The organism is Rhodococcus sp. FW305-130, assembly GCF_058788335.1.
The window spans coordinates 964,031-986,105 of the sequence record NZ_JBYTAP010000001.1; the positions used below are offsets into that span (position 1 = coordinate 964,031).

18 protein-coding genes are annotated in these 22,075 nt (G+C 63.9%); 11 read left to right on the top strand and 7 right to left on the bottom strand.

Annotation, left to right across the window (positions count from 1 at the left end; genetic code table 11):
* Positions 1-124: 124 nt before the first annotated feature.
* Positions 125-2,635 carry a DNA helicase PcrA gene (pcrA, locus tag AC3WQS_RS04690; RefSeq protein WP_492711627.1) on the top strand — a complete coding sequence of 837 codons (2,511 nt, stop codon included), beginning with the start codon at positions 125-127 and terminating at the stop codon, positions 2,633-2,635.
* A gap of 79 nt (positions 2,636-2,714) precedes the next feature.
* Here the strand turns inward: pcrA and AC3WQS_RS04695 are convergent, their stop codons facing one another.
* A complete protein-coding gene (locus AC3WQS_RS04695) occupies positions 2,715-3,737 on the bottom strand; it encodes a M23 family metallopeptidase (RefSeq protein WP_020970357.1) in 1,023 nt (340 codons plus the stop codon).
* 232 nt (positions 3,738-3,969) lie between these two features.
* Between AC3WQS_RS04695 and AC3WQS_RS04700 the strand changes: the two genes are divergently transcribed.
* The 3 genes from AC3WQS_RS04700 to sucD all read left to right on the top strand — a co-directional run bounded on the left by AC3WQS_RS04700 (position 3,970) and on the right by sucD (position 8,078).
* Positions 3,970-5,811, top strand: coding sequence for a hypothetical protein (locus AC3WQS_RS04700; RefSeq protein WP_492711624.1), 1,842 nt, complete (start codon positions 3,970-3,972; stop codon positions 5,809-5,811).
* 179 nt (positions 5,812-5,990) lie between these two features.
* Entirely contained in the window at positions 5,991-7,160 is a 1,170-nt protein-coding gene (gene sucC, locus AC3WQS_RS04705; RefSeq protein WP_019744753.1) for an ADP-forming succinate--CoA ligase subunit beta, read from the top strand.
* A gap of 15 nt (positions 7,161-7,175) precedes the next feature.
* Positions 7,176-8,078, top strand: a complete 903-nt coding sequence (sucD, locus tag AC3WQS_RS04710; RefSeq protein ID WP_003946432.1) for a succinate--CoA ligase subunit alpha — start codon at positions 7,176-7,178, stop codon at positions 8,076-8,078.
* A 42-nt stretch (positions 8,079-8,120) separates the two neighbouring features.
* On the opposite strand, the gene AC3WQS_RS04715 is transcribed toward sucD, so the two are convergent.
* Entirely contained in the window at positions 8,121-8,756 is a 636-nt protein-coding gene (locus AC3WQS_RS04715) for an IMPACT family protein (protein ID WP_019744752.1), read from the bottom strand.
* 86 nt (positions 8,757-8,842) lie between these two features.
* On the opposite strand from AC3WQS_RS04715, the gene AC3WQS_RS04720 reads away from it, so the two are divergent.
* The 4 genes from AC3WQS_RS04720 to purH all read left to right on the top strand — a co-directional run bounded on the left by AC3WQS_RS04720 (position 8,843) and on the right by purH (position 13,854).
* Entirely contained in the window at positions 8,843-9,910 is a 1,068-nt protein-coding gene (locus tag AC3WQS_RS04720) for a DUF5336 domain-containing protein (protein WP_492711622.1), read from the top strand.
* Between the two features lie 121 nt (positions 9,911-10,031).
* Positions 10,032-11,576 carry a cell division protein PerM gene (locus AC3WQS_RS04725; RefSeq protein WP_195790617.1) on the top strand — a complete coding sequence of 515 codons (1,545 nt, stop codon included), beginning with the start codon at positions 10,032-10,034 and terminating at the stop codon, positions 11,574-11,576.
* A gap of 6 nt (positions 11,577-11,582) precedes the next feature.
* On the top strand, positions 11,583-12,302 hold the full coding sequence (purN, locus tag AC3WQS_RS04730) for a phosphoribosylglycinamide formyltransferase (RefSeq protein WP_020970352.1): 720 nt from the start codon (positions 11,583-11,585) through the stop codon (positions 12,300-12,302).
* The gene (gene purH / locus AC3WQS_RS04735) at positions 12,295-13,854 is read left to right on the top strand and encodes a bifunctional phosphoribosylaminoimidazolecarboxamide formyltransferase/IMP cyclohydrolase (protein WP_058037880.1); all 1,560 of its coding nucleotides are present in this window, start codon (positions 12,295-12,297) and stop codon (positions 13,852-13,854) included. The genes purN and purH overlap by 8 nt, the downstream gene beginning before the upstream one ends.
* A gap of 78 nt (positions 13,855-13,932) precedes the next feature.
* Here purH and AC3WQS_RS04740 read toward each other — a convergent pair whose 3' ends face one another.
* From AC3WQS_RS04740 to AC3WQS_RS04750, 3 genes are all read right to left on the bottom strand, one after another.
* Positions 13,933-14,154 (bottom strand): hypothetical protein, encoded by a 222-nt coding sequence (locus tag AC3WQS_RS04740; RefSeq protein WP_003946391.1) that lies wholly within the window; start codon positions 14,152-14,154, stop codon positions 13,933-13,935.
* A 451-nt stretch (positions 14,155-14,605) separates the two neighbouring features.
* A complete protein-coding gene (locus tag AC3WQS_RS04745; RefSeq protein WP_080909167.1) occupies positions 14,606-15,574 on the bottom strand; it encodes an alpha/beta hydrolase family protein in 969 nt (322 codons plus the stop codon).
* Between the two features lie 27 nt (positions 15,575-15,601).
* The gene (locus AC3WQS_RS04750; protein ID WP_007727593.1) at positions 15,602-16,174 is read right to left on the bottom strand and encodes a DUF4126 domain-containing protein; all 573 of its coding nucleotides are present in this window, start codon (positions 16,172-16,174) and stop codon (positions 15,602-15,604) included.
* Positions 16,175-16,259: 85 nt separating this feature from the next.
* Here AC3WQS_RS04750 and AC3WQS_RS04755 point away from each other — a divergent pair, with 85 nt between their 5' ends.
* Genes AC3WQS_RS04755 through AC3WQS_RS04765 form a run of 3 tightly spaced genes read left to right on the top strand, consistent with a single transcriptional unit; the run spans position 16,260 to position 20,054 of the window.
* On the top strand, positions 16,260-16,676 hold the full coding sequence (locus AC3WQS_RS04755; protein ID WP_019744746.1) for a VOC family protein: 417 nt from the start codon (positions 16,260-16,262) through the stop codon (positions 16,674-16,676).
* 57 nt (positions 16,677-16,733) lie between these two features.
* The gene (locus tag AC3WQS_RS04760) at positions 16,734-18,107 is read left to right on the top strand and encodes an ATP-binding protein (protein WP_024487182.1); all 1,374 of its coding nucleotides are present in this window, start codon (positions 16,734-16,736) and stop codon (positions 18,105-18,107) included.
* Positions 18,108-18,116: 9 nt separating this feature from the next.
* The gene (locus tag AC3WQS_RS04765) at positions 18,117-20,054 is read left to right on the top strand and encodes a vWA domain-containing protein (RefSeq protein ID WP_021345164.1); all 1,938 of its coding nucleotides are present in this window, start codon (positions 18,117-18,119) and stop codon (positions 20,052-20,054) included.
* Between the two features lie 11 nt (positions 20,055-20,065).
* On the opposite strand, the gene AC3WQS_RS04770 is transcribed toward AC3WQS_RS04765, so the two are convergent.
* Positions 20,066-21,091 carry an agmatine deiminase family protein gene (locus tag AC3WQS_RS04770; RefSeq protein ID WP_492711617.1) on the bottom strand — a complete coding sequence of 342 codons (1,026 nt, stop codon included), beginning with the start codon at positions 21,089-21,091 and terminating at the stop codon, positions 20,066-20,068.
* Positions 21,088-22,035 carry a nitrilase-related carbon-nitrogen hydrolase gene (locus AC3WQS_RS04775; protein ID WP_029255930.1) on the bottom strand — a complete coding sequence of 316 codons (948 nt, stop codon included), beginning with the start codon at positions 22,033-22,035 and terminating at the stop codon, positions 21,088-21,090. Before AC3WQS_RS04775 ends, AC3WQS_RS04770 begins: the two co-directional genes overlap by 4 nt.
* Positions 22,036-22,075 lie beyond the last annotated feature (40 nt).

Genomic DNA, 22,075 nt, shown 5'->3' on the forward strand with positions numbered 1-22,075 from the left:
GCGAACGGAAATGCTGAACATAGCGTCCAGTTTGCCATGCTCGACACAGGTAATCCAAGTGCCTCTACCAGCAGGTGGACGCACTGACGACCGTGTCGGTGGACGCCGGTAGCGTGGACAGGCGATGAACACGTACCCAGCACTCGGTGAGCACGACGGACATTCCCAGCACGACGGGGGCGGCGCGCGGGGACATGGCGCGGGTTCGGACGCCCTCCTCGAGGGTCTCAACCCGCAACAGCGCGAGGCCGTGGTCCATACCGGTTCGCCGTTGCTGATCGTCGCGGGCGCCGGCTCGGGCAAGACGGCAGTACTGACGCGTCGCATCGCCTATCTGCTGGCCGAACGGGGTGTCACCCCCGGTCAGATCCTGGCCATCACGTTCACCAACAAGGCTGCGGCCGAGATGCGCGAGCGTGTGGCAGCTCTTGTCGGACCGCGTGCCAACGCCATGTGGGTATCGACGTTCCACTCCAGTTGCGTGCGCATCCTGCGAGCACAGGCGGCGCTCCTGCCCGGTTTGAACTCGAATTTCTCGATCTACGATTCCGACGATTCGCGTCGACTGCTGACGATGATCTCGAAGGACCTCGAGCTCGACACCAAACGATTCTCCGCGCGGCTTCTCGCCACTCACATCTCCAACCTGAAGAACGAACTCGTCGGACCGGAAGAGGCGGTTGTCGCAGCCGATCAGGATCCGGCCGAGCTGCCGCGACTGATCGCCAAGGTCTACGGCCACTATCAACAGCGGTTGCGTGCGGCGAACGCACTCGACTTCGACGATCTCATCGGTGAGACCGTTGCGCTTCTCCAGGCGTTTCCCCAGATTGCCGAGTACTACCGCCGCCGCTTCCGTCACGTGCTCGTCGACGAGTACCAGGACACCAACCACGCGCAGTACATGCTGGTGCGTGAACTGGTCGGCGGTGCCGGAGAGTCCGACCATGCCGTTGCCCCGGCCGAATTGTGCGTCGTCGGTGACGCCGATCAGTCGATCTACGCATTCCGCGGAGCCACTATCCGCAACATCGAAGAGTTCGAACGCGACTACCCGGACGCTCGGACCATCCTTCTCGAACAGAACTACCGTTCGACGCAGAACATTCTGTCTGCGGCCAACTCCGTGATTTCCAAGAACACCGGCCGACGTGAAAAGCGTCTGTGGACCGATTCGGGTGAAGGTGAACTGATCGTCGGCTACGTTGCAGACAACGAGCACGACGAAGCATCTTTTGTCGCCTCGGAGATCGATCGGCTGGTGGACCAGGGCGAGACCAAGTTCGCCGACATCGCGGTGTTCTACCGGACCAACAACTCCTCACGCGCGCTCGAGGAGATCTTCATTCGACTCGGAGTGCCGTACAAGGTGGTCGGCGGCGTTCGCTTCTACGAGCGCAAGGAAGTTCGGGACATCGTCGCGTATCTGCGCGTCCTCGCCAACGAAGACGACACCGTGAGCCTGCGACGCATTCTCAACACGCCACGACGCGGTATCGGTGATCGAGCCGAAGCCTGCGTCGCCGTGCACTCCGAGCATCGCAACATCAGCTTCGCCGCCGCACTGCGCGACGGCGCGGAAGGCAAAGTGGCGCTGCTCAATACGCGGTCACAGAAGGCCATCGCGTCGTTCCTCGAGATGATGGACGGGCTGCGGGCCCTGCTGCCGACACCGGCCGCCGACGAGGACGAACCCTTCGAACTCGGTGACATCGGTGAGGTCGCCGAGGCAGTGCTCGAGCGAACCGGCTACCGCGCCGAGCTTGCGGCCAGCAGCGATCCACAGGACGGCGCGCGACTCGACAACTTGAACGAACTCGTCAGCGTGGCAAGAGAATTCAGCTCCGACGCACGAAACGCGGCCGGGCTGATCGATCCGGACGACGAGGAAACCGCAGCAATGCGTGAAGGCGAACCCGATCCGGGTTCGCTCGCCGCCTTCCTCGAACGGGTATCACTTGTCGCCGACGCCGATCAACTGCCGGACTCCGACGACGGCGTCGTCACGATGATGACGCTTCACACCGCCAAGGGCCTCGAGTTCCCGGTCGTCTTCGTCACCGGTTGGGAGGACGGGCAGTTCCCGCACATGCGCGCCCTCGGTGATCCGGCAGAGCTGTCCGAAGAGCGTCGACTCGCTTACGTCGGCATCACCCGCGCCAGGCAGCGCCTGTACCTGACGCGCGCGATCATGCGTTCGGCTTGGGGACAACCGATCCAGAACCCGGCGTCGCGGTTCATCCAGGAGATCCCGGAGGACCTGATCAATTGGCGCCGTGAGGATCCGGGCACCGGTGGTGGATTCGGAAGCGGCAGGCCGGGTTACGGCAGCGGAAGCCGATACGGCAGCCAGGGCGGCCAGGGATACGGTGGCGGTCAGGGATACGGTGGCGGGCAGAACTACGGGGGAGGGTCCGGCAAGGCTGCGTCGACTCCCAGTTTCGGTGCCGCGCGTGGCCGCAACAACGTTCTGGTCCTTGCCACGGGTGACCGCGTCAGTCACGACAAGTACGGTCTGGGCACCGTGTTGGAAACCAAGGGCACCGGACCCACCGCGACGGTCACCATCGACTTCGGTAGCGCGGGCAAGGTGCGGTTGATGCTCATCGGCGGTGTGCCGATGGTCAAGCTGTAGAAGACAGACAAAAAACTTCCGGCCCGTACCTGGAAAGGTGCGGGCCGGAAGTTTTTTGTCAGAAGCGTTGGGCTTGCGGTCAGTCCTGCTCGATACCGAGGCTGATGCCGCGTGATGCGAGCCAAGGGAGGGGGTCGATCTTGTTCTCGCCGGCGAGGTGAACCTCGAAGTGAAGGTGCGGGCCGGTGGAGAAGCCGCGGTTGCCGACAGTGGCGATCTGGTCGCCGGCCATGACCTGCTGACCGACGGTGACGGTGGACGTGTCGATGTGGCCGTAGACGGTGATCGTTCCGTCTGCGTGCTGTAGGCGTACCCACATGCCGAATCCGGAAGCCGGACCTGAATCGATGACCTTGCCGTCGGCGACTGCGACGATGGGCGTCCCGATCGGGGCGGCGATGTCGACGCCGGCGTGCAGGGTGCCCCAGCGGGTGCCGAAGTTGGACGTGAACGTGCCGACTGCCGGCAGGACGAACAGCGGGCGACGGGCAGCTGCTTCGCGTGCTGCGCGCTCGTCACTGAAACGCTGGCCCTTGGCAAGCAGGTTGCTGAACTGGGAGAGGTCGGTCGGTGCTGCGACGTTGAGGACCTGGGGAGCGTCGGCCTCGGTGGTGGCTGCCGTGGAGGTGGCCGGAGCGAACTGAGCGGCCTGCGGTTCTGCGGTGGTGCCGATCGCGGAGGACTCGTTGGCGAGTGCAACTTCCGAGTGGTCGGCGGCGGAAGAGGAACCGTCGTTGACAACTGCCTGGCCCGCGGCGACAACTGCGCCGGCTGCAACTGCCAGAACGGCGGCGCGGCCCTTGAGAGCAGAGGGAGGGGTGGGGAGTCGGTGAGCACCGCTGCGGCGAACCGGAGATTCGACATCGACTGTCGGTGCGGAAGAGGCGTAAGTGGGGGTGCTGATCACGTCGGACTCGACGAACTCGTGAGAGTCGGAATCTGACGACGTGGAGGATGAATTTCGAGTGAACATATCGGTAGAGATCTCAGAACTTTTGGTCTCGGTGTAACGCCTGGCCGAGTGCGTTGGATAAGTGGTCGTGACCTCGTCTGGAGCTGAGTTCGAGAACCTACTAGCGGTGAACTGGCTGCGGTGATGCATATGCCGGTTCTCTCCTCGAGTTCGTGATCAGCCCGTGACTTAGACCGACTGACGGTAACGAAATGATTGCGATGGGCGCAAGCCGTAGCGGAAACCTGTCCGATTATGTGACGTGCCTCACAGCTTGACCTGGGAATATGTCGATACGGGCAAAACGGACGAATCATCTCGTTTCGTGATCACGCGTGTCACAACCGGATCACCGGTCCATTCAGGCACTACCGTCGATCGAGTGTCCACAACACCTGGAACTACGTCGCAGGCGCGTTTCGACGACCCCGGAGTGAAGTCCGGGGCGCCACTCGCGGCGGTAATCGGACTGCTCGGTGCCGTCGGAGTGGCGGCCAGCCCCGTCGTCGGAGTCGGGAGTGGCCGCGGGGTCGACACGACGGGGGCTCTTGCTTCTGCCGCTCTCTTCGCGGCCGTCTGCACGATCATCGTGCCGTTGGTTGCAGTGCTCACCTCGGGCCGCAGGCCCGCCTTGGCCGGTGGACTCCTGGCCGGTATCGGAGCGGTGTCGCTCGGAGCGGCAATTCTCGACGTCCAGTTGTTCGTCGACGCAATCGATGCAAACCGCTTGGACCTTTTCCGTCCGATTTCGGCGGGTTCGATCGATGCGGGTCCGGGCGCTTATCTCGCGCTCGCGGGACACTGCCTTCTTGTCCTGTCCGGGGTGCTCGGACTTGTCGCTGTCCATCGTGAATCGGAACGGGACGGATACGGCAGCGCTCGCGCCGCGGAATTCGACGGGCGATCGGTTGGCGGACGGATCGGCGCGTGGCCGACAGCGCTGCTGATTCTGGCCGCAGTGGTGTTCGTGCTCTCCCTGTTCGGTCCTTCCTTCAGTTCGCAGGATCCGATCTTTCTGGTCAAACCGCTCGTCGACTCGGTGTCGGCCATTGCCGTCGGTACAGGATTGGTCGGCGTCGCGGTGCTCGTTGCGGTCGCGGCGGCATTGACGTCCATCTCCCTACCGGTGGGCTGCGGCGCCCTGATCGGTGTCGGTCTCGGCGCACTCGCAGTCAGTGGAACCAGGGTGATGGCTGGGTTCGCGGCCGGCGATCGGATCGGCGTCGGTTCGGGATCCGTGGTCGGGGCACTGGCCGCCGTGGTCATCGTCGTGATCGGAGTTTCAGCGCCTTACCTCGCATCCAGGCGTGAAACGGATGCGATTCCCGCTGAAAGTGTGGTCCGCGCGCCTGCGAAGACAACAAAGGGTGCGCTCAAGGCAGCGATGGTGGCTCAGTCCCGGGCGGCGCAAGCGCGGGTGAACAGACTTCACCGCGTTGCCGGTATCGCCGCAGTTGGCACCGCAGCAGTGGCAGCCCTGGGCGTGGCACTTCCGGTCCTGTCGTTGCCGGAGAACATTCCCGAACCGTCGATGCTGTCGTCTCGAGTTGTCCTGCTCTCGGCTGCCGTACTGCTCCTCGCCGCGCTGGGCCTGTTTGCCCCGGGCCGCGCCGCCGTGGTGCGTCCGGCCGTCGGAGTGCTGTGGACCACCGTCGTGATGGGCGTCGCGGCTGTGATGCAGTCGGCGGTCATCGCGACGGACGTTCCAGGCGTCGGGTTAGGTGCCGGCGCCTTCGTGCTTTGTGGCGCGGCTCTCCTCGCTGCGGCGACGGGACTGCTCGTCTGGCTGGCGGGAAGCGCAGAACGTGAAGACGTCGACACGTCGGTAGACGGCGGTTCGAGAGGGCTGGTGCTTCTCGTCGGTGGGATCGGCGCAGTCGCAGTCCTGATCGGGACCGCGCTTCCCCTCTATCGGGGTGACGCCTACACAGCGGCGTCAGTTCTGGAGTGGCCGTGGGGAATTGACGTCTGGGGGCAACTGCTCGTCGGCGTCACCGTCGTGATCGCCGCTGTGATCGCAGCGTCTGCGCGGCCGGCTCGAGGCGCGGCATTGCTGATCGGATCTGCCGTGGCAGCTCTGGTGTACGTCAGTGAGTGGCCGCTCACGTCATCGCGCATATCGGACGCAACCGTGGGGGTGGGTGCGATCACAGCGGCCACGGGCATAGTGTTGCTTCTCGTTGCAGCGTTCTCGAGCGCAAGAATCAGTGAGACTGATGCTTGACAAATTCGGTGTGGCCACCTTGCTCGATCGGTGAGGCGTGCCTCATTGCGCATTTGCGCGTGACTTGGGCCACATAGCATCAGTGCGGGCGCAAACCGAACGCGGCAACTGGTTAAAGTCCAGAACAGACCCGCTCCTACCCCTCGAGCGGGTGACAACGCAGACGAGACGGTGAGCAGATGGATCTCTTCGAATACCAGGCGAAGGAACTCTTCGCCAAGCACGGAGTGCCGACTTCGGCTGGACGTGTTACAGACACAGTCGCCGGCGCACGCGAGATTGCCGAAGAAATCGGTAAGCCCGTGATGGTGAAGGCACAGGTCAAGGTAGGCGGCCGCGGCAAGGCCGGTGGCGTCAAGTACTCGCCCGACGTGGATGCCGCAGTGGCAAACGCCGAGGCAATCCTGGGCCTGGACATCAAGGGCCATGTCGTCAAGAAGCTGCTGGTCGCAGAGGCAAGTGACATTGCCGAGGAGTACTACATCTCCTTCCTGCTCGACCGCACCAACCGCACCTACCTGGCCATGTGCTCGGTAGAGGGTGGCGTCGAGATCGAGGTCACCGCCGAGGAGAACCCCGACGCTCTCGCCAAGATCCCCGTCGACGCAGTCAAGGGCGTCGACCTCGCGTTCGCGCGCAGCATCGCCGAGGCAGGAAAGCTGCCCGCAGAGGTGCTCGACGCAGCGGCCGTCACGATCCAGAAGCTGTGGGAGGTCTTCATCAACGAGGACGCACTCCTCGTCGAGGTCAACCCCCTCGTTCGCACGCCTGACGATCAGATCCTCGCCCTCGACGGCAAGGTCACCCTCGATGAGAACGCGGCGTTCCGTCAGCCCGGCCACGAGGCATTCGAGGATCGCGACGCTACCGATCCCCTCGAGCTCAAGGCCAAGGAAAACGACCTCAACTACGTCAAGCTCGACGGTGAGGTCGGAATCATCGGCAACGGCGCAGGCCTGGTCATGTCCACCCTGGACGTCGTCGCATACGCCGGCGAGAACCACGGTGGCGTCAAGCCCGCCAACTTCCTCGACATCGGCGGCGGAGCTTCCGCTGCAGTCATGGCTGCCGGCCTCGACGTCATCCTGAACGACGCACAGGTCAAGAGCGTGTTCGTCAACGTCTTCGGCGGCATCACCGCGTGTGACGCAGTTGCCAACGGCATCGTCGGCGCACTGAAGACCCTGGGCGACGAGGCCAACAAGCCGCTCGTCGTTCGCCTGGACGGAAACAACGTCGAAGAGGGTCGTCGCATCCTCGCCGAGGCCAACCACCCGCTGGTCACGGTCGTCGCAACCATGGACGAGGCCGCCGACAAGGCCGCCGAACTCGCTCACGCAGCGAAGTAAGGGACTCACAGAACAATGGCAATCTTCCTCACCAAGGATTCAAAGGTCATCGTCCAGGGCATCACCGGCGGCGAGGGCACCAAGCACACCGCTCTGATGCTCAAGGCCGGCACCCAGGTCGTCGGCGGCGTCAACGCTCGCAAGGCCGGCACCACGGTCTCGCACGTTGCTGCTGACGGTTCCCCTGTCGAGCTCCCCGTCTTCGCGACGGTCGAAGAGGCAATCAAGGAGACCGGCGCAGACGTCTCCATCGCATTCGTTCCCCCGGCCTTCTCGAAGGACGCCATCGTCGAGGCCATCGACGCGGAGATCCCGCTCCTCGTGGTCATCACCGAGGGCATCCCGGTTCAGGACTCCGCTTACGCTTGGGCGTACAACGAGTCCAAGGGCAAGAAGACGCGCATCATCGGACCGAACTGCCCCGGCATCATCACCCCGGGTGAGGCCCTCGTCGGCATCACGCCCGCCAACATTGCAGGCACCGGCCCCATCGGCCTGGTCTCCAAGTCGGGCACCCTGACCTACCAGATGATGTACGAACTCCGTGACTTCGGCTTCTCCACCGCCATCGGCATCGGCGGCGACCCGGTCATCGGAACCACCCACATCGACGCCATCGAGGCGTTCGAGAAGGATCCCGAGACCAAGGTCATCGTGATGATCGGTGAAATCGGTGGCGACGCGGAAGAGCGTGCAGCCGATTACATCAAGGCCAACGTCACCAAGCCGGTCGTCGGCTACGTGGCAGGCTTCACCGCTCCCGAAGGCAAGACCATGGGCCACGCAGGCGCCATCGTCTCCGGTTCCTCGGGAACGGCTCAGGCAAAGCAGGAAGCTCTCGAAGCTGCAGGCGTGAAGGTCGGCAAGACGCCGTCCGCCACTGCTGCTCTCGCTCGCGAGATTCTTCAGTCCCTGTAAGGGGCTTCGCCCCCGTGCGTGGTTAGGGAGTCTCCGGACTCCTTAACCACGCACAGTGGTATCGACCCACATCGACCCGGCAGGTTCCAACTGCCCGGCACCGGATGTGATGGATGCGACGATCGAGTCGAGATCGTCGGCGTCACCGGCGGCGAGCGTCATCACCGCCTTCGATCCATACGCAGTTCCGAGCACCGAGACGCCCCGCGCTCTCAGTTCCGCTTCCACCCGACCGGCCTCTGAGTGCCGGATCGCCAAAGTGCGCAGGATCTTCCTCTCCCTGGCCACAAGCTCGGCCGAATCGAGAGCAACCGAGACGGCTCCCGAATACGCGCGGACCAATCCACCGGCGCCGAGCTTGATTCCGCCGAAGTAGCGCGTGACGACAACAATCACATCGACCAGATCTCGAGACTTGAGAACCTGAAGCATCGGCACCCCAGCTGTCCCGCCTGGTTCGCCGTCGTCGTGTGCACGCTCGACGCGTGAGTTCGCTTCGTATCCGATCACGAAAGCCGAACAATGATGGCGCGCATCGGGATACAGCGACTTCTGCTCCGCGACGAACTCCGTGGCGGCCTCGGCGTCGTCGATCCGGCGAAGCGCGGCGATGAATCGTGAGTGCTTCACCTCGGTTTCGACGACATGGTCGGCGCCGGGCGCGAGGGTGAAGGGCATCTGCCCATTGTCTCCTGTCGGTGTTAGCGTGCGAAGTCGAGACACATACGCTGGTAACCATCGAAGACCGTCTACGAGGAGAAGTCATGACGTTCACGCCGCAAGGGCCCAGCTTCGGGCCACCGAATCAGCCGGCAGCGGGCGGTGGAACCAAGAATCTCGGATTCATCCTGCTCATCGCCGTCGCGGCACTCGGCCTGATCAATTTCCTACTCGGTTTTGCGCCTTTCACGTCGATCAGTGGAAGCAGCAGCGGCATCGGTAGCGGTCTGGACACCAGTTCGAGCTTCTTCGAGTCGAGCATCTACGGCCTCGGATTCGTTTTCGCCGGCGGTGTGGTCGCAGGCGTATCGCTCCTCCCGAAGCAGTCGTATGCAGGCATTGCCGCAGCGCTCACCCTCACGGGTTTCTTCGCTTTGGTGTTCGCCGCGTTCTCCGTAGGTACCAGCGACTACGTCGACATCAGCCTCGGTTGGGGTCTGATCATCGTGCTGATCCTCTCGTTCGTGCAGACGGTCGTCGCAGTCGCCGCGTTGTTGTTCGAGATCGGAATCCTGAAGGCTCCCGCGCCGCGTCCGGTGGCTCAGCAGTACGGTCAGCCGCAGGGCTATGGCCAGCCCCAGGGCCAGGCGCCGGGCCAGGCGCCGGGGCAGGCGCCAGGTCAGCCACAGGGATACGGACAGGCTCAGTACGGCCAGCCGCAGCAGGCTCAGCAGCCGGGCCAGTACCAGCAGAACCCGCAGTACGGGCAGGCGCAGCAGCAGGGATACGGGGGAGCGCACGCCGCCCCCGCCGACCCGACTGCTTCGCAGCCGCCTTTCGGCCAGACTGCGTCTCCCTACGGTCAGAACCCGGTGCAGAATCCCGCACAGACCGACTCGTCGGCCGCGACGACGTCGTCTTATTATCCGCTGACCTCGCAGCCCGCGAGTCAGCCGAACCCGAGTTACTCGTCGGATCAGTTCACCGCTCCGCGCGGTTACGGCCAGCCGTACAACCAGCAGCAGACTGGCTCGACCGAGCAGCCGACGGGCTTCGAGCCGCCCACTTTCGAAGCGCCGACGCCGTCTGCTGAGCCTGATCAGGGCAGCAGCGATTCCGCGGCCGAGACCAAGGTCTTCGGCTCACAGAACCCCGACGAGCGTCAGCAGTAGTACTACTTCGTTTCACGAACATGAATGTGGCCTCCGACCCGCTGCGGGTGGAGGCCACATTCCGTGAGCCCGACGGCGCGCCTGAGTGCGCGGCGCACTATCGAGTGAAACCCTCGAGGGGATGAGTTCTTTGATTGATGGCACCCGGTCCCGTCCCGCGTCCTCACGACCCGGACGTGGTCGTACTGGCGGCGGCCGCGTCGGCGGCGGTCGCCCGGCACCGAACCCGGACCTGGCGCGCAAGCTGCTGACGGTCGCCTTCCGGCCGTCGGGTCTGACGATGCTGCTGATCGCGGCTGTCGTTGTGGTCACCTTGGTATCGGCGAGCAGCGACCTGACCGGAACCTTCGGCGCCATTGCCACCACATGGTTGGCCATCCACCAGGTGCCGGCGACTATCAGCGGCGTCCAACTCGGTGTACTGCCATTGCTTCCGACGGCCGTCATGATGTGGGTGGTTGCACGCCGATGCGCGTCGACTGCGGTGCACACCGACTCCCGTGACGACACCCTCCGCCTGGTGGGGGCCGCGGTAGCCGGACCGTTGACTATCACGGCAATCGCTCTCGCCGTGGTCGCCGACGCCTCCGCAGCCATTCCGCTGTCGAGCCCCAACACGTTGGCCGCTTTCGGCTGGGTCGCCGGGATTCACCTGATCGCCGCGTCCGTCGGTGTTGCTGCTGCGCACTGGGATCGCGTCGTCGCCGAGATTCCGCCGTGGGCATCTGCCGCTCTTCGACCGGCAACGGCTGCGTCGGCAGCGCTGTTGGCTGCGGGCGCCGTGGCCGTCGTGGTGTCACTACTCGTGTCCTGGTCGACGGTCGGTGACCTACTCGCGCGCGGCAACGGGTTTGTCGGCGTACTGGGATTGACGGTGTTGTCGCTGCTCTACCTGCCGAACCTCGTGGTCGGCGCAGCCGCGGTGATGACGGGATCGACGGCCGATTTCGGCAATGTCTCCATCAGCGTGTTCGGCAACATCGGCGGTGACCTGCCACCCTTGCCCCTTCTCGGAGCGATTCCGGAAGGCGTCGCCGGTGGAATCTGGCCCGTGTTGTTGATCGTTCCGGCAGCGGTGGGCATGATGCTCGGCCGTGATTGCGCTCGACGCATCGCCGGGCAGGACAGTGTGCTCGCAGTGCTGACGGCAGCCGCCGGTGCCGGCGTCGTCATGGCGCTGCTCGCTCTTGCTGCCGGGGGAGACCTCGGGCAGTTCGGCACCGTCGAGGTCCTGTGGTGGGGTTTCGGTCTTCTGACTTTTGCGTGGCTGGGATTGTTCGGAACCGTCTCGGCGCTGTTCGCGATGTGGTTCTCACACCGCGGACACATGAAGGACGAGGTTGCGCCCCCGACGGCTGAACCGGCTCGAACAGTCGAGCCCGAACTTGCGATCACGGCCGCGGCCACACCGGAAGACGAGGACGACGAGAACACGGGCGAAGTGCTGGCCCAGGAATCTGCGGTCGTTGTCACCAAGGTCGTCGAAGCGGAAATCGTCGAGGAATCAGGCGAACCCGTGCAGGTAGTGACAGAGGAAACCGTCGAGATCGAAGTAGTCGACGCCGAGGTTGTCGCGGCACCCGAGGCGGACCCCACAGCCGACTCCGCAGCCGGGGCCGAGCCGGAGACCGACCTGCCCTCGAAGCCGCAGAAGTCCAGCGACTAGGCTGTCATGCGGCCGATACTCCGGCCGCATCATCTTCCAGTTCTCAGGAGTAGTGCGCTGACTGCCTCGGCCGACAATCCGCAGCCGACAATGCCCGACGGGGTCCAATTTCGCGACTCGATCGCGCGGGTAGTCGTACTCGCTTCCGGCGCGGGAACCCTGCTGACTTCGCTGATCGACGCTTCGCACGCCGAGGGATACCCCGCCGAGATCGTTGCCGTCGGGGTAGATCGTGACTGCCTCGCCGCCGAGCACGCCGCGGATTCGAAGATCCCGTCCTTCAAGGTCTCGATCAAGACTTATGAAAATCGTGCCGCCTGGGACGAGGCGCTGACAGCAGCGGTGGCCGAGCACGAACCCGATCTCGTGGTCAGTGCAGGCTTCATGAAAATCCTCGGCCCCAGCTTTCTCGCGCGTTTCGGCGGCCGAATCATCAACACTCATCCCGCGTTGCTGCCTGCCTTTCCCGGCGCGCACGCGGTTCCCGACGCTCTGGCGTACGGCGTGAAGGTCACCGGTTCCACGGTGCATCTCGTCGACGGCGGAGTTGATACCGGGCCGATCTTGGCGCAGGAAGCTGTGCCGGTGCATGACGACGACACCGAGTCTTCGTTGCATGAACGCATCAAAATTGTGGAGCGACGGTTGTTGGCGGACGTCATCGCCGCTGTTGCTACGCGCGGAGTGGTTTCCGATGGACGAAAGGCCGTGATCCCCAGTGAGTGAACGCAAGGCTGTGCGCCGTGCACTTGTCAGCGTCTACGACAAGAGTGGTCTGATCGAGCTGGCCACGGGCCTGCACGAGGCCGGTGTCGAGTTGGTCTCGACCGGTTCGACCGCGTCGAAGATCGCCGACGCCGGAATCCCCGTGACGCCGGTCGAGGCTCTGACCGGATTCCCGGAATGCCTCGAAGGCCGCGTGAAGACGCTGCATCCGCGCGTCCATGCCGGCGTTCTCGCCGATACCCGCAAGCCGGATCACCTCGCTCAGCTCGAGGAACTCGGCATCGCGACCTTCGAATTGGTCGTCGTGAACCTGTACCCCTTCACCGAGACGGTTGCCTCGGGCGCTAGCCCGGACGAGTGCGTCGAGCAGATCGACATCGGTGGCCCGTCGATGGTGCGTGCTGCAGCCAAGAACCATCCGTCGGTTGCCGTCGTGGTCGATCCGGCTCGGTACGCCGATGTCCTGACTGCCGTTGCCGGTGGCGGATTCACCTTGCGTGAGCGCACTGTGCTTGCGGCGCAGGCGTTCCAGCACACTGCGTCGTACGACGTCGCTGTTGCAAGCTGGATGACGAGCACGATCGCAGCTGACGAGGACGGTTCGCTGTTCCCGGCCTGGGTCGGTGCTACCTGGAACCGCAGCGCTGTCCTTCGCTACGGCGAGAACCCGCACCAGGACGCTGCGTTGTACGAAAACCCGTCTGCGCCTGCAGGTTTGGCTCAGGCGGAGCAGTTGCACGGCAAGGAGATGTCGTACAACAACTACACGGACTCCGACGCAGCGTGGCGCGCAGCGTACGACTTCACTGATCCGGCCGTCGCAATCATCAAGCACGCCAACCCGTGTGGCATCGCCATCGGGACCGACATTGCCGACGCCCACCGCAAGGCGCATGCTTGCGATCCGGTCAGTGCATTCGGTGGTGTCATCGCAGCCAACCGTGAGGTCACCGTCGAACTGGCAGAGCAGATCGCCGATATCTTCACCGAGGTTGTCATCGCGCCCTCGTACGAAGACGGGGCTGTCGAGGTTCTGCAGCGTAAGAAGAACATTCGTGTTCTGAAGGCTGCGGCTCCGACCGCTACCGGAATCGAACTGCGTCCGATCTCTGGCGGTACCTTGCTCCAGCAGCGCGACGTTCTGGACGCTGACGGCGACAACCCGGCCAACTGGACTCTCGCCAACGGTGAGGCTGCAGATGCCGAGACTCTCGCTGACCTCGAATTTGCTTGGCGCGCCAGCCGATCGGTGAAGTCAAACGCGATCCTGCTGGCCTCCGGCGGCGCGTCCGTCGGTGTCGGTATGGGCCAGGTCAACCGCGTCGATGCAGCGCATCTTGCTGTTCAGCGAGCCGGTGACCGCGTCGTAGGTTCGGTTGCGGCCTCGGACGCGTTCTTCCCGTTCCCCGACGGTCTGCAGGTTCTTCTCAACGCCGGCGTCAAGGCTGTTGTGCAGCCGGGTGGTTCGGTTCGCGACAACGAGGTGATTGCCGCAGCCAAGGAAGCCGGTGTCACTCTTTATCTGACCGGTGCGCGCCACTTCGCGCACTGATTCCCTGCCTCGGTAGCGGGCCTCGACTCCTCAACGGGAGTTCGGGGCCCGTTCTGCATTCAGGCCGGCCCGGTTCTTTCAGGCTGCGCTGCTGTGGGTGCCCTGGAGTTCGCGGGGTGAGCCGGTGATGACCACGCGTGAGGCTCCGCGACTGCGGATTTCGCTGATCAGTGCGCCGAGGGTGGCTTCGTGGGCCGCATCGGAGTGCGAAAGGTCCAGCGTGACGGCGTATCCGGTGAGGTCACCGGGCAGATCGACATACGGCGGCGCGATGGACAGTTGGTTGACTCGAAGTTTCATGTGGTGCTCCTGCGTGTGAAAGGTAAAAGAAAAGGCACCCGAGGCGTTTGCCCTGGGTGCCCGAGAACGAATCCGGTGAAACTGGGGATCATTCTCGGGGTACACCGCGCTTGTTGCCCATGTGCTTGGCCGACATTGCGGCCGAAAAAATGTGCTTGCCTGCGGTGCAGCTGCGCCACGAAGGTACGGATGCAAAGTTCGGGTGTAGCGACATGATGTCCGTTCCTTTCTGGGTGGCGTTGCTGGTTAATGGATGACCGTACAGCACGGATCGAGGGTTCGCACCAATAAAAAGCGCCGCGAACGTAAACTCCGGGTGACTTCTGTCCCCGGGTTCGCTTGATTGAGAGAGCCTTCGTTGCAGGTCAGGCGTAGAAAGCAGAAGTCCCTCCGCGATGGTTCGCGGAGGGAACTTTCTACCCGAAAAAGAGGACATTCGGTCTGTACGTGATCAGGAGAACGAGCGGACCCACGCTGTGAAGGGCTCCGCGAACTCTGCCGAGTACGGAAGCGGAGCGACGTAGTCGGCCCCGGTGGACTGTTCTTCGCCGATGTCCTTGAGTACGAAGTTGGCGTTGCGCATCCGCACTGAAGTCAGCGCGGTATGTGAGAGCGCGGCGTCGAGTGCCGCGACGTCGGAGGGAATTACCTGGATGTCCTTGTCCGAGCAGCTGGTGAGAACGGGCATGCCTGCCGGCAGCGCCGCTACGAGCGCAACCGGGTCCAGTGCGTCTTCCTCGGCGAGTGCCTTGGCATTGGCGTGAACGAGTCCCGCGTTCTGCAGCGGTTCGGGTAGATCATCCGGAACCGTGCCCTCGGTCCGAAGAGACTCGACGGCGTCGGCGAGCGCGACGCGCAGTTCGTCAGCCAGTTCGACCGGCAACTGTCCGGCGCCGACGACGGCGTCGAGCTGGCGGTGAATCTGCGTCGTGAGTAGATCGAGAAGCCGGACACTCAGCGGCTCGAGCAGTGCGAGGGCGCTGACTCTTGTGCCCTCTTTCGCCGTGGCAAGTGCCAGCGCGACGACGGCGCCGTCGCTGTGTCCGACGACGAACAAGCGCTCGGGATCGACGCCGGGTTGTCCGGCGAGGTAGTCAAGTCCGTCGGAGGCGGCGTCGACGAATGTGTTGAAGCCGAGATCGGCGATGTCCTCGATCTCGTAGTCGCCGAGTGCGGTTTCGCCGCTGCCGAGCTTGTCGTAACGCAGGCTTGAGATGCCTTGATTTTCAAGAAGATCCGCGATGAACCGCAGAGTTCCGATGTCGCCTTCGAGGAGGGCGCTGTCGCCGTTGCGATCGGTGGGGCCACTGCCGGCCAGAATCAGCGCGGCCGGCGCCGGGGAGTCGGGTGAGGCTGCCAGGCGAAGACTCCCGTACAGGGTGACGTCGCCGGATTGGAACGAGATCTCGGTGTCGGACATGACGACTTGTCTACCAGGTCCACAGGTTCAGGCGGTGCGCAGACTCCGGACACGTCGCCATCCGCGCCAACTGAACCACAAGAGTGCGGCGAGCAGCGGAATGATCAGGAGCGGCAAGATCATCGCGATCAACGAGGTGAAGAAAGTCAGCACATCCTCGATGACGGAGACGACGGGATTCGCCAGTCCACCGGTAGTGGCCGTACTGACCGCGCGAGTGCCGGTCTGGGCGGCGCTGAATGTCAGCGCCGTCGGTGCTCCGACGATGATGCCCGCCAACGCGGCCATCGCAGGGTCGAGATGGCTGAAGGCCGCCCAGGCCGCGATCACTCCGGCGATGGGTCCGGTGACGTTCCCGATCACCGAGAGTGCGTTGTCCACGAAGGGAATGAGGTCGGCACCCAGTTCGACCACAGCGGCTATTGCCAATGCCACCAGCGCGCCGGTGGATCCGATCCACCGCATCGACTCGCCGACGGTGATCCCGAACAGTTCGAAGTGGACGGCAGCGCTGAGCATCAGCAGCGGCAGGAAGGTTCGCATTCCGGACGCTGCGGCGAGTCCGAGACCGAGCATGGCGGGCAACACCCAGGTATCCATGGGTGGAGTTTAGGTCTACTGTGCGCCTTTATTAACCGCCGGCGGTTAATAAAGGCGCACAGCAAAGTCTCGGAAAGGACCTTTCATGGCGACAAACCCGCAGCCGATGTTCTTCCTCAACCTGCCCGTCAAGGACCTCGGCAAGGCCACCACCTTCTACGAGGGCCTCGGATACTCCAAGAACACGCAGTTCTCCGACGAGAATGCGTCGTCGATGGTCATCAGTGACACCATCGTCGTGATGCTGTTGGCCGAGCCCTTCTTCAAGACCTTCACCACCAAGGGCATTGCCGACACCTCGACGTCGACGGAAGCGCTGCTCGGTCTCTCGGCCGAGACCCGTGAGGCCGTCGACACCCTCGTCGACAAGGCGCTCGCGACCGGCGGTTCCGAAGGTAACGCGACGCAGGATCACGGCTTCATGTACAGCCGCAGCTTCCAGGATCCCGATGGCCACATCTGGGAAATCATCTGGATGAATCCCGAGAACATCGAGGGCTGAGCGACCGAACTTCCTCGGCGAGAGGCGAAACCCCGCAAACACTCGTAGCGTGGAGTAGTGACTGTCGCAAAAACCCTCGGAGAGCTACGCGCCTCCGGACACGTACAGCGAAGTGTCAAGGAAGAACTACGAGAGAACCTTCTCGCCGCGTTGCGGGACGGCCGTGACCCCTGGCCCGGGATAGTCGGGTTCGAGGACACGGTCGCCCCGCAACTCGAGCGGGCGCTGATCGCCGGCCACGACGTGGTTCTGCTCGGCGAACGAGGTCAAGGAAAGACGAGGTTGCTTCGCACTCTCGGGCTCCTGCTCGACGAGTGGACGCCCGTCATCGAAGGCTCGGAACTGGGGGAGCACCCTTACGAGCCGATCACACCGGCTTCGATACGTCGAGCCAAGGAACTGGGTGACGACCTCCCGATCGCCTGGCGACACCGCAGCGAGCGGTACTCCGAGAAACTGGCAACGCCGGACACCTCGGTCGCCGACCTGATCGGCGACGTCGACCCGGTCAAGGTGGCCGAGGGTAGGAGCCTCGGCGATCCGGAGACCATTCACTTCGGTCTCGTGCCCCGCGCGCATCGCGGAATCGTGGCCATCAACGAGCTTCCCGACCTCGCCGAGCGCATCCAGGTCTCCTTGCTCAACGTGATGGAAGAGCGGGACATCCAGGTCCGCGGGTACACGCTTCGGCTTCCGTTGGACGTCCTTCTGGTCGCGAGCGCAAATCCTGAGGACTACACCAACCGCGGGCGCATCATCACACCGCTCAAGGACCGCTTCGGCGCCGAAATCCGCACTCACTACCCCGTCGAGTTGGCGGGCGAGATCGCGGTGATCGAGCAGGAGGCGCACCTGGCCGCGGAGGTGCCTGACTACCTTCTCGAAATTCTTGCCAGGTTCACGCGCTTGCTACGCGAATCCACCTCGGTGGATCAGCGATCGGGTGTGTCGGCACGATTTGCCGTCGCCGGCGCGGAAACCGTCAGTGCAGCGGCGGTACGACGCGCGGCGGTGCTCGGCGAGGCCGATCCTGTTGCACGGCCCGTCGATCTCGAGTCCGTGGTCGAGGTTCTTCGCGGCAAGGTCGAATTCGAATCCGGTGAAGAGGGACGGGAACTGGAGGTGCTCGAGCACCTGCTGCGTCGCGCGACCGCCGATACGGTTCGGGTACGACTCGGCGGAATCGACCTCGGGATGTTGGTTGCTGCTGTGGAGACGGGCAATACGATCGTCACCGGTGAATCTGTCACGGCCAAGGCGTTTCTCGACGAGCTTCCGGACCTCGAGGTCCTGGACGAAGTAGCCGAACGCCTCGGCGCGCAATCCGACGGCGAGCGTGCCGCCGGTGCCGAACTTGCCCTCGAAGGGCTTTACCTCGCGCGCCGGATCTCCAAAGATCAAGGCCCGGGCGGCCGCTCGGTGTATTCGTAAGGGGCAGTGATGATCCACAATCCGCGGTACGGGCCGTACGACGGTGGTCCCGATCCGCTGGCGCCTCCGGTAGATCTGCGCGATGCCTTGGCAGCAATCGGCGACGACGTGTTGTCAGGCACGTCGCCGCGCCATGCCCTCCGGGAACTCCTGCGCCGCGGAAACCGAGACATGCGCGGGCTCGACGACCTTGCTGCTCAGGCGAACCGGCGTCGACGTGAGTTGCTACGCCGCAACAATCTCGACGGAACGCTCGACGAGGTTCGTAAGCTTCTCGACAAGGCGGTGCTCGAAGAGCGCAAAGAACTGGCACGTGCTCTCGACGACGACGCACGATTCAACGAAATGCGGATCGAGGAGTTGCCACCGTCGACAGCTCAGGCCGTGCAAGATCTGGCCGACTACAACTGGCGCAGCGAACAGGCTCGCGCGGATTACGAGAAGATTCGTGATCTGCTCGGACGTGAGGTCCTCGATCAACGCTTCTCGGGAATGAAGCAGGCACTCGAGGGCGCTACCGACGAGGATCGTGAGCAGATTCGCCAGATGCTGGCAGATCTGAATCAACTGCTCGATGCGCACTCTCGGGGCGTCGACACTCCGGAGCAGTTTGCGGAGTTCATGGACAAGCACGGGCAGTATTTCCCGGACAACCCGCGCAACGTCGACGAACTTCTGGATTCGTTGGCGCAGCGCGCGGCGGCCGCACAACGATTGCGTAACTCGCTCTCGCAGGAGCAGCGTGACGAGTTGGATGCGTTGGCGCAGCAGGCGTTCGGCGATCCGAGCCTGATGAGTGAGCTGAGTCAACTCGACCAGTTCCTTCAGGCGGCTCGGCCGGGTGAGGACTGGGAAGGTTCGCAACAGTTCCGCGGCGACAACGGAATGGGGTTGGGTGAGGGGACCGGTGCCCTGCAGGATATCGCCGAGCTGGAATCGCTGGCAGATCAACTGTCGCAGCAGTATGCAGGCGCAGCGCTCGACGACATCGACCCCGAGCTACTCGCGCGGCAACTCGGCGACGAAGCGGCCGCTGATGCTCGCACCCTGGCCGATCTCGAAAAGGCTTTGCAGGAACAGGGTTTCTTCGATCGCGCACCAGACGGTCAATGGCGCTTGTCGCCCAAAGCCATGCGACAGCTCGGACAGACCGCTCTGCGTGACGTCGCCGGGCAACTGTCGTCGCGAACCGGTCAACGCGATACGCGTCGGGCAGGTGCGATGGGCGAACCGACCGGAGCTTCCCGCGAATGGGAGTTCGGGGACACCGAACCGTGGGACGTCACGAGAACCATCACCAACGCCGTCCTACGTGACCCTGGCCGAATGCCGGTGCGGCTGAGCGTCGTCGATGTCGAGGTGGCCGAAACCGAACAGCGTAGTCAGGCTGCGGTGGCTCTGTTGGTGGACACGTCGTTCTCGATGGTGATGGAGGATCGGTGGGTGCCGATGAAGCGCACCGCTCTGGCACTCAATCATCTGGTGAGCACGCGGTTTCGCAGCGACGAGCTGCAGTTGATCGCCTTCGGACGCCACGCGCACGTACTGAGCCCGTCGGAGCTCGCCGGTTTGGACGGCGCGTGGGACCAGGGAACCAACCTGCACCACGCACTGTTGTTGGCGGCCAGACACCTTCGACGCCATTCCAATGCGCAGCCGGTGGTGTTGATCGTCACCGACGGTGAGCCGACGGCTCATCTCGAAGCGGACGGAGAAGCCAGGTTCGACTACCCGCCGAGTGCGCGAACCCTCGGTTTGACGGTTCGAGCACTCGACGCCGTGGCCAGGCTGGGCGCCAAGGTCACGTTCTTCCGTCTCGGTGAGGATCCAGGTCTGGCCAGGGTGGTCGACCGGATGGCGCACCGGGTGGGTGGACGCGTCATCGCGCCGGACCTGGACGGCCTCGGCGCAGCCGTCGTGAGTGACTACATGCGAGGTCGCCGTTAATTCTGCCGCCGTCAGTCTTGTTCAGCGGGCTGGTGCTGGGTGATGCAGTGGATGCCGCCGCCACGTTCGAACAGCGGTCTGGCGTCGACGGTGACGACAGTGCGTCCGGGGTAAGCGGCTGACAGGATCCGGGCCGCTTCGGCGTCGGCAGGATCGTCGAAGCTGCAGGCGATCACTCCACGGTTGACCACGAGATGGTTGATGTAGCTGTAGTCGACGAATCCCTCGTCGTCGCGCAGGATTTCGGGTGCAGGCACCCGAATGACCTTCCACGGCCGGCCGCCGACGTCCGTCGAGCTTTCGAACAACTCGATGATCGTCTTGCTGACGGCGTAGTCGGGGTGCACCGGATTGCGTTGGTCATGGACGAGTACCACTCCGGGGGAAGAGATGGCAGCGACGATGTCGACGTGTCCGCGCGTTCCGTACGTCTCCTGATCGCGAGTCAACCCGCGGGGAAGCCAGATCACGTGCTTGGCGCCGAGGGTGCGGGCGAGTTCGGCCTCGATGTCGGCCTTCGTCAGGTCGGGGTTTCGTCCCGGATCGAGTTGGACGGTTTCGGTGACCAAGACGGTGCCGAGACCGTCGACCTGAATACCGCCGCCCTCGTTGACGATTGGTGAGTCGATCAACTGGGCACCGGATTGTTCGACGACAAATGCGCCGATCTTCGAGTCCTTGTCCCACTGCGCCCACTCCTGTGCGCCCCAGCCGTTGAACACCCAGTCGACTCCGCCGAGACGGCCTTCGTCGGACAGGACGAACGTCGGCCCGATGTCGCGCATCCACGCGTCGTTGAGAGGTGCCTCAACGATATCGACCTTCTCGGACAGATACTTTCGTGCTTCTTCGACTTCGGCGGGATCGACGACGACGGTGACCGGCTCGAATTCGGCGACGGCGTGGGCGACGGCCGCCCACGTCGAGCGCGCTTCGTGCTGTTCCTCGGCGGTGTCGCCGAGGGAGTATCCGGCGCTGGGGTACGCCATCCAGGTACGTTCGTGCGGTTCACTTTCCGCGGGCATTCGCCAGGTCATCGGTTGGCTCCCACAGTGTTCACCGGTGCGGTCAGAGCCGAGTAGGTGTCGGGTCGGCGAGTGGCCAGGAACGGGAACAGTGCAAGCCAGTCTTCACGTTGCCGAAGATCGAGATCGGCGACCAGCACTGCTGATTCGTCGCGGGGAGCCTGAACGAGGATGCGTCCGTACGGATCCGAGATGAAGGAAGAACCGTAGAAGGTGATGAGACCTTCACTGCCGTGGCGATTGGGAACAACCATGAAGGTGCCGTTGGCGATACCGTTTCCGACGATCACCTGCTGCCACAGCGGTTGGGTGTCGAAGTTCGGGTGATCGGGCTCGGAGCCGATCGCCGTCGGGTACACCAGAACCTGGGCACCGGCGAGGGAGTATGCACGTGCGACCTCCGGGAACCACTCGTCCCAGCATGTCGGGAGGCCGAACTTCGCGCCGAGTGCCTCGTGGACGGGGTATGCGTCCTGCGCCGGACCGCCGCGGAAGTACGTGTCCTCGTAGTATCCGGCCGTCACCGGAATGTGGAGCTTGCGGGTTCTGGCGAGAAGCTCACCTTCGGGCGAGACGAGGATTGCGGTGTTGAATCCCAGACCGTCCTCGGCCTCACTGCGCTCGTACAGCGATGCGTGGACGAGGACCTGGTTCGCGGCGGCGGCTTTGGCGGCGAAGGCGAGAGTGGGTCCGGTGAGCAGGTCTTCCGCTTCGCGTCCGGGATTGTCGCCGGCCGGGGTGGAGGCGGGGTAGCGGCTGAGCGTCAGCTCCGGAAGAAAGACCACGGAAGCGCCCAGCTTCGCTGCGGACGCAATGCCCTCGCTCAATTCGGTGTAGAGGTCGTCTTGGTCCTCGTGCCAGCGATGTTGCACGAGACCTACACGCAGAGGTGTGGACGTGGACGGCGTAGTCGCGGCCAGAGACTCGGGTGGGGTGAGGGCGGTGATCGTCAGCATGGGGTTTCCTCGGTGCTCGGGTATTCGACGTTCAACGTAA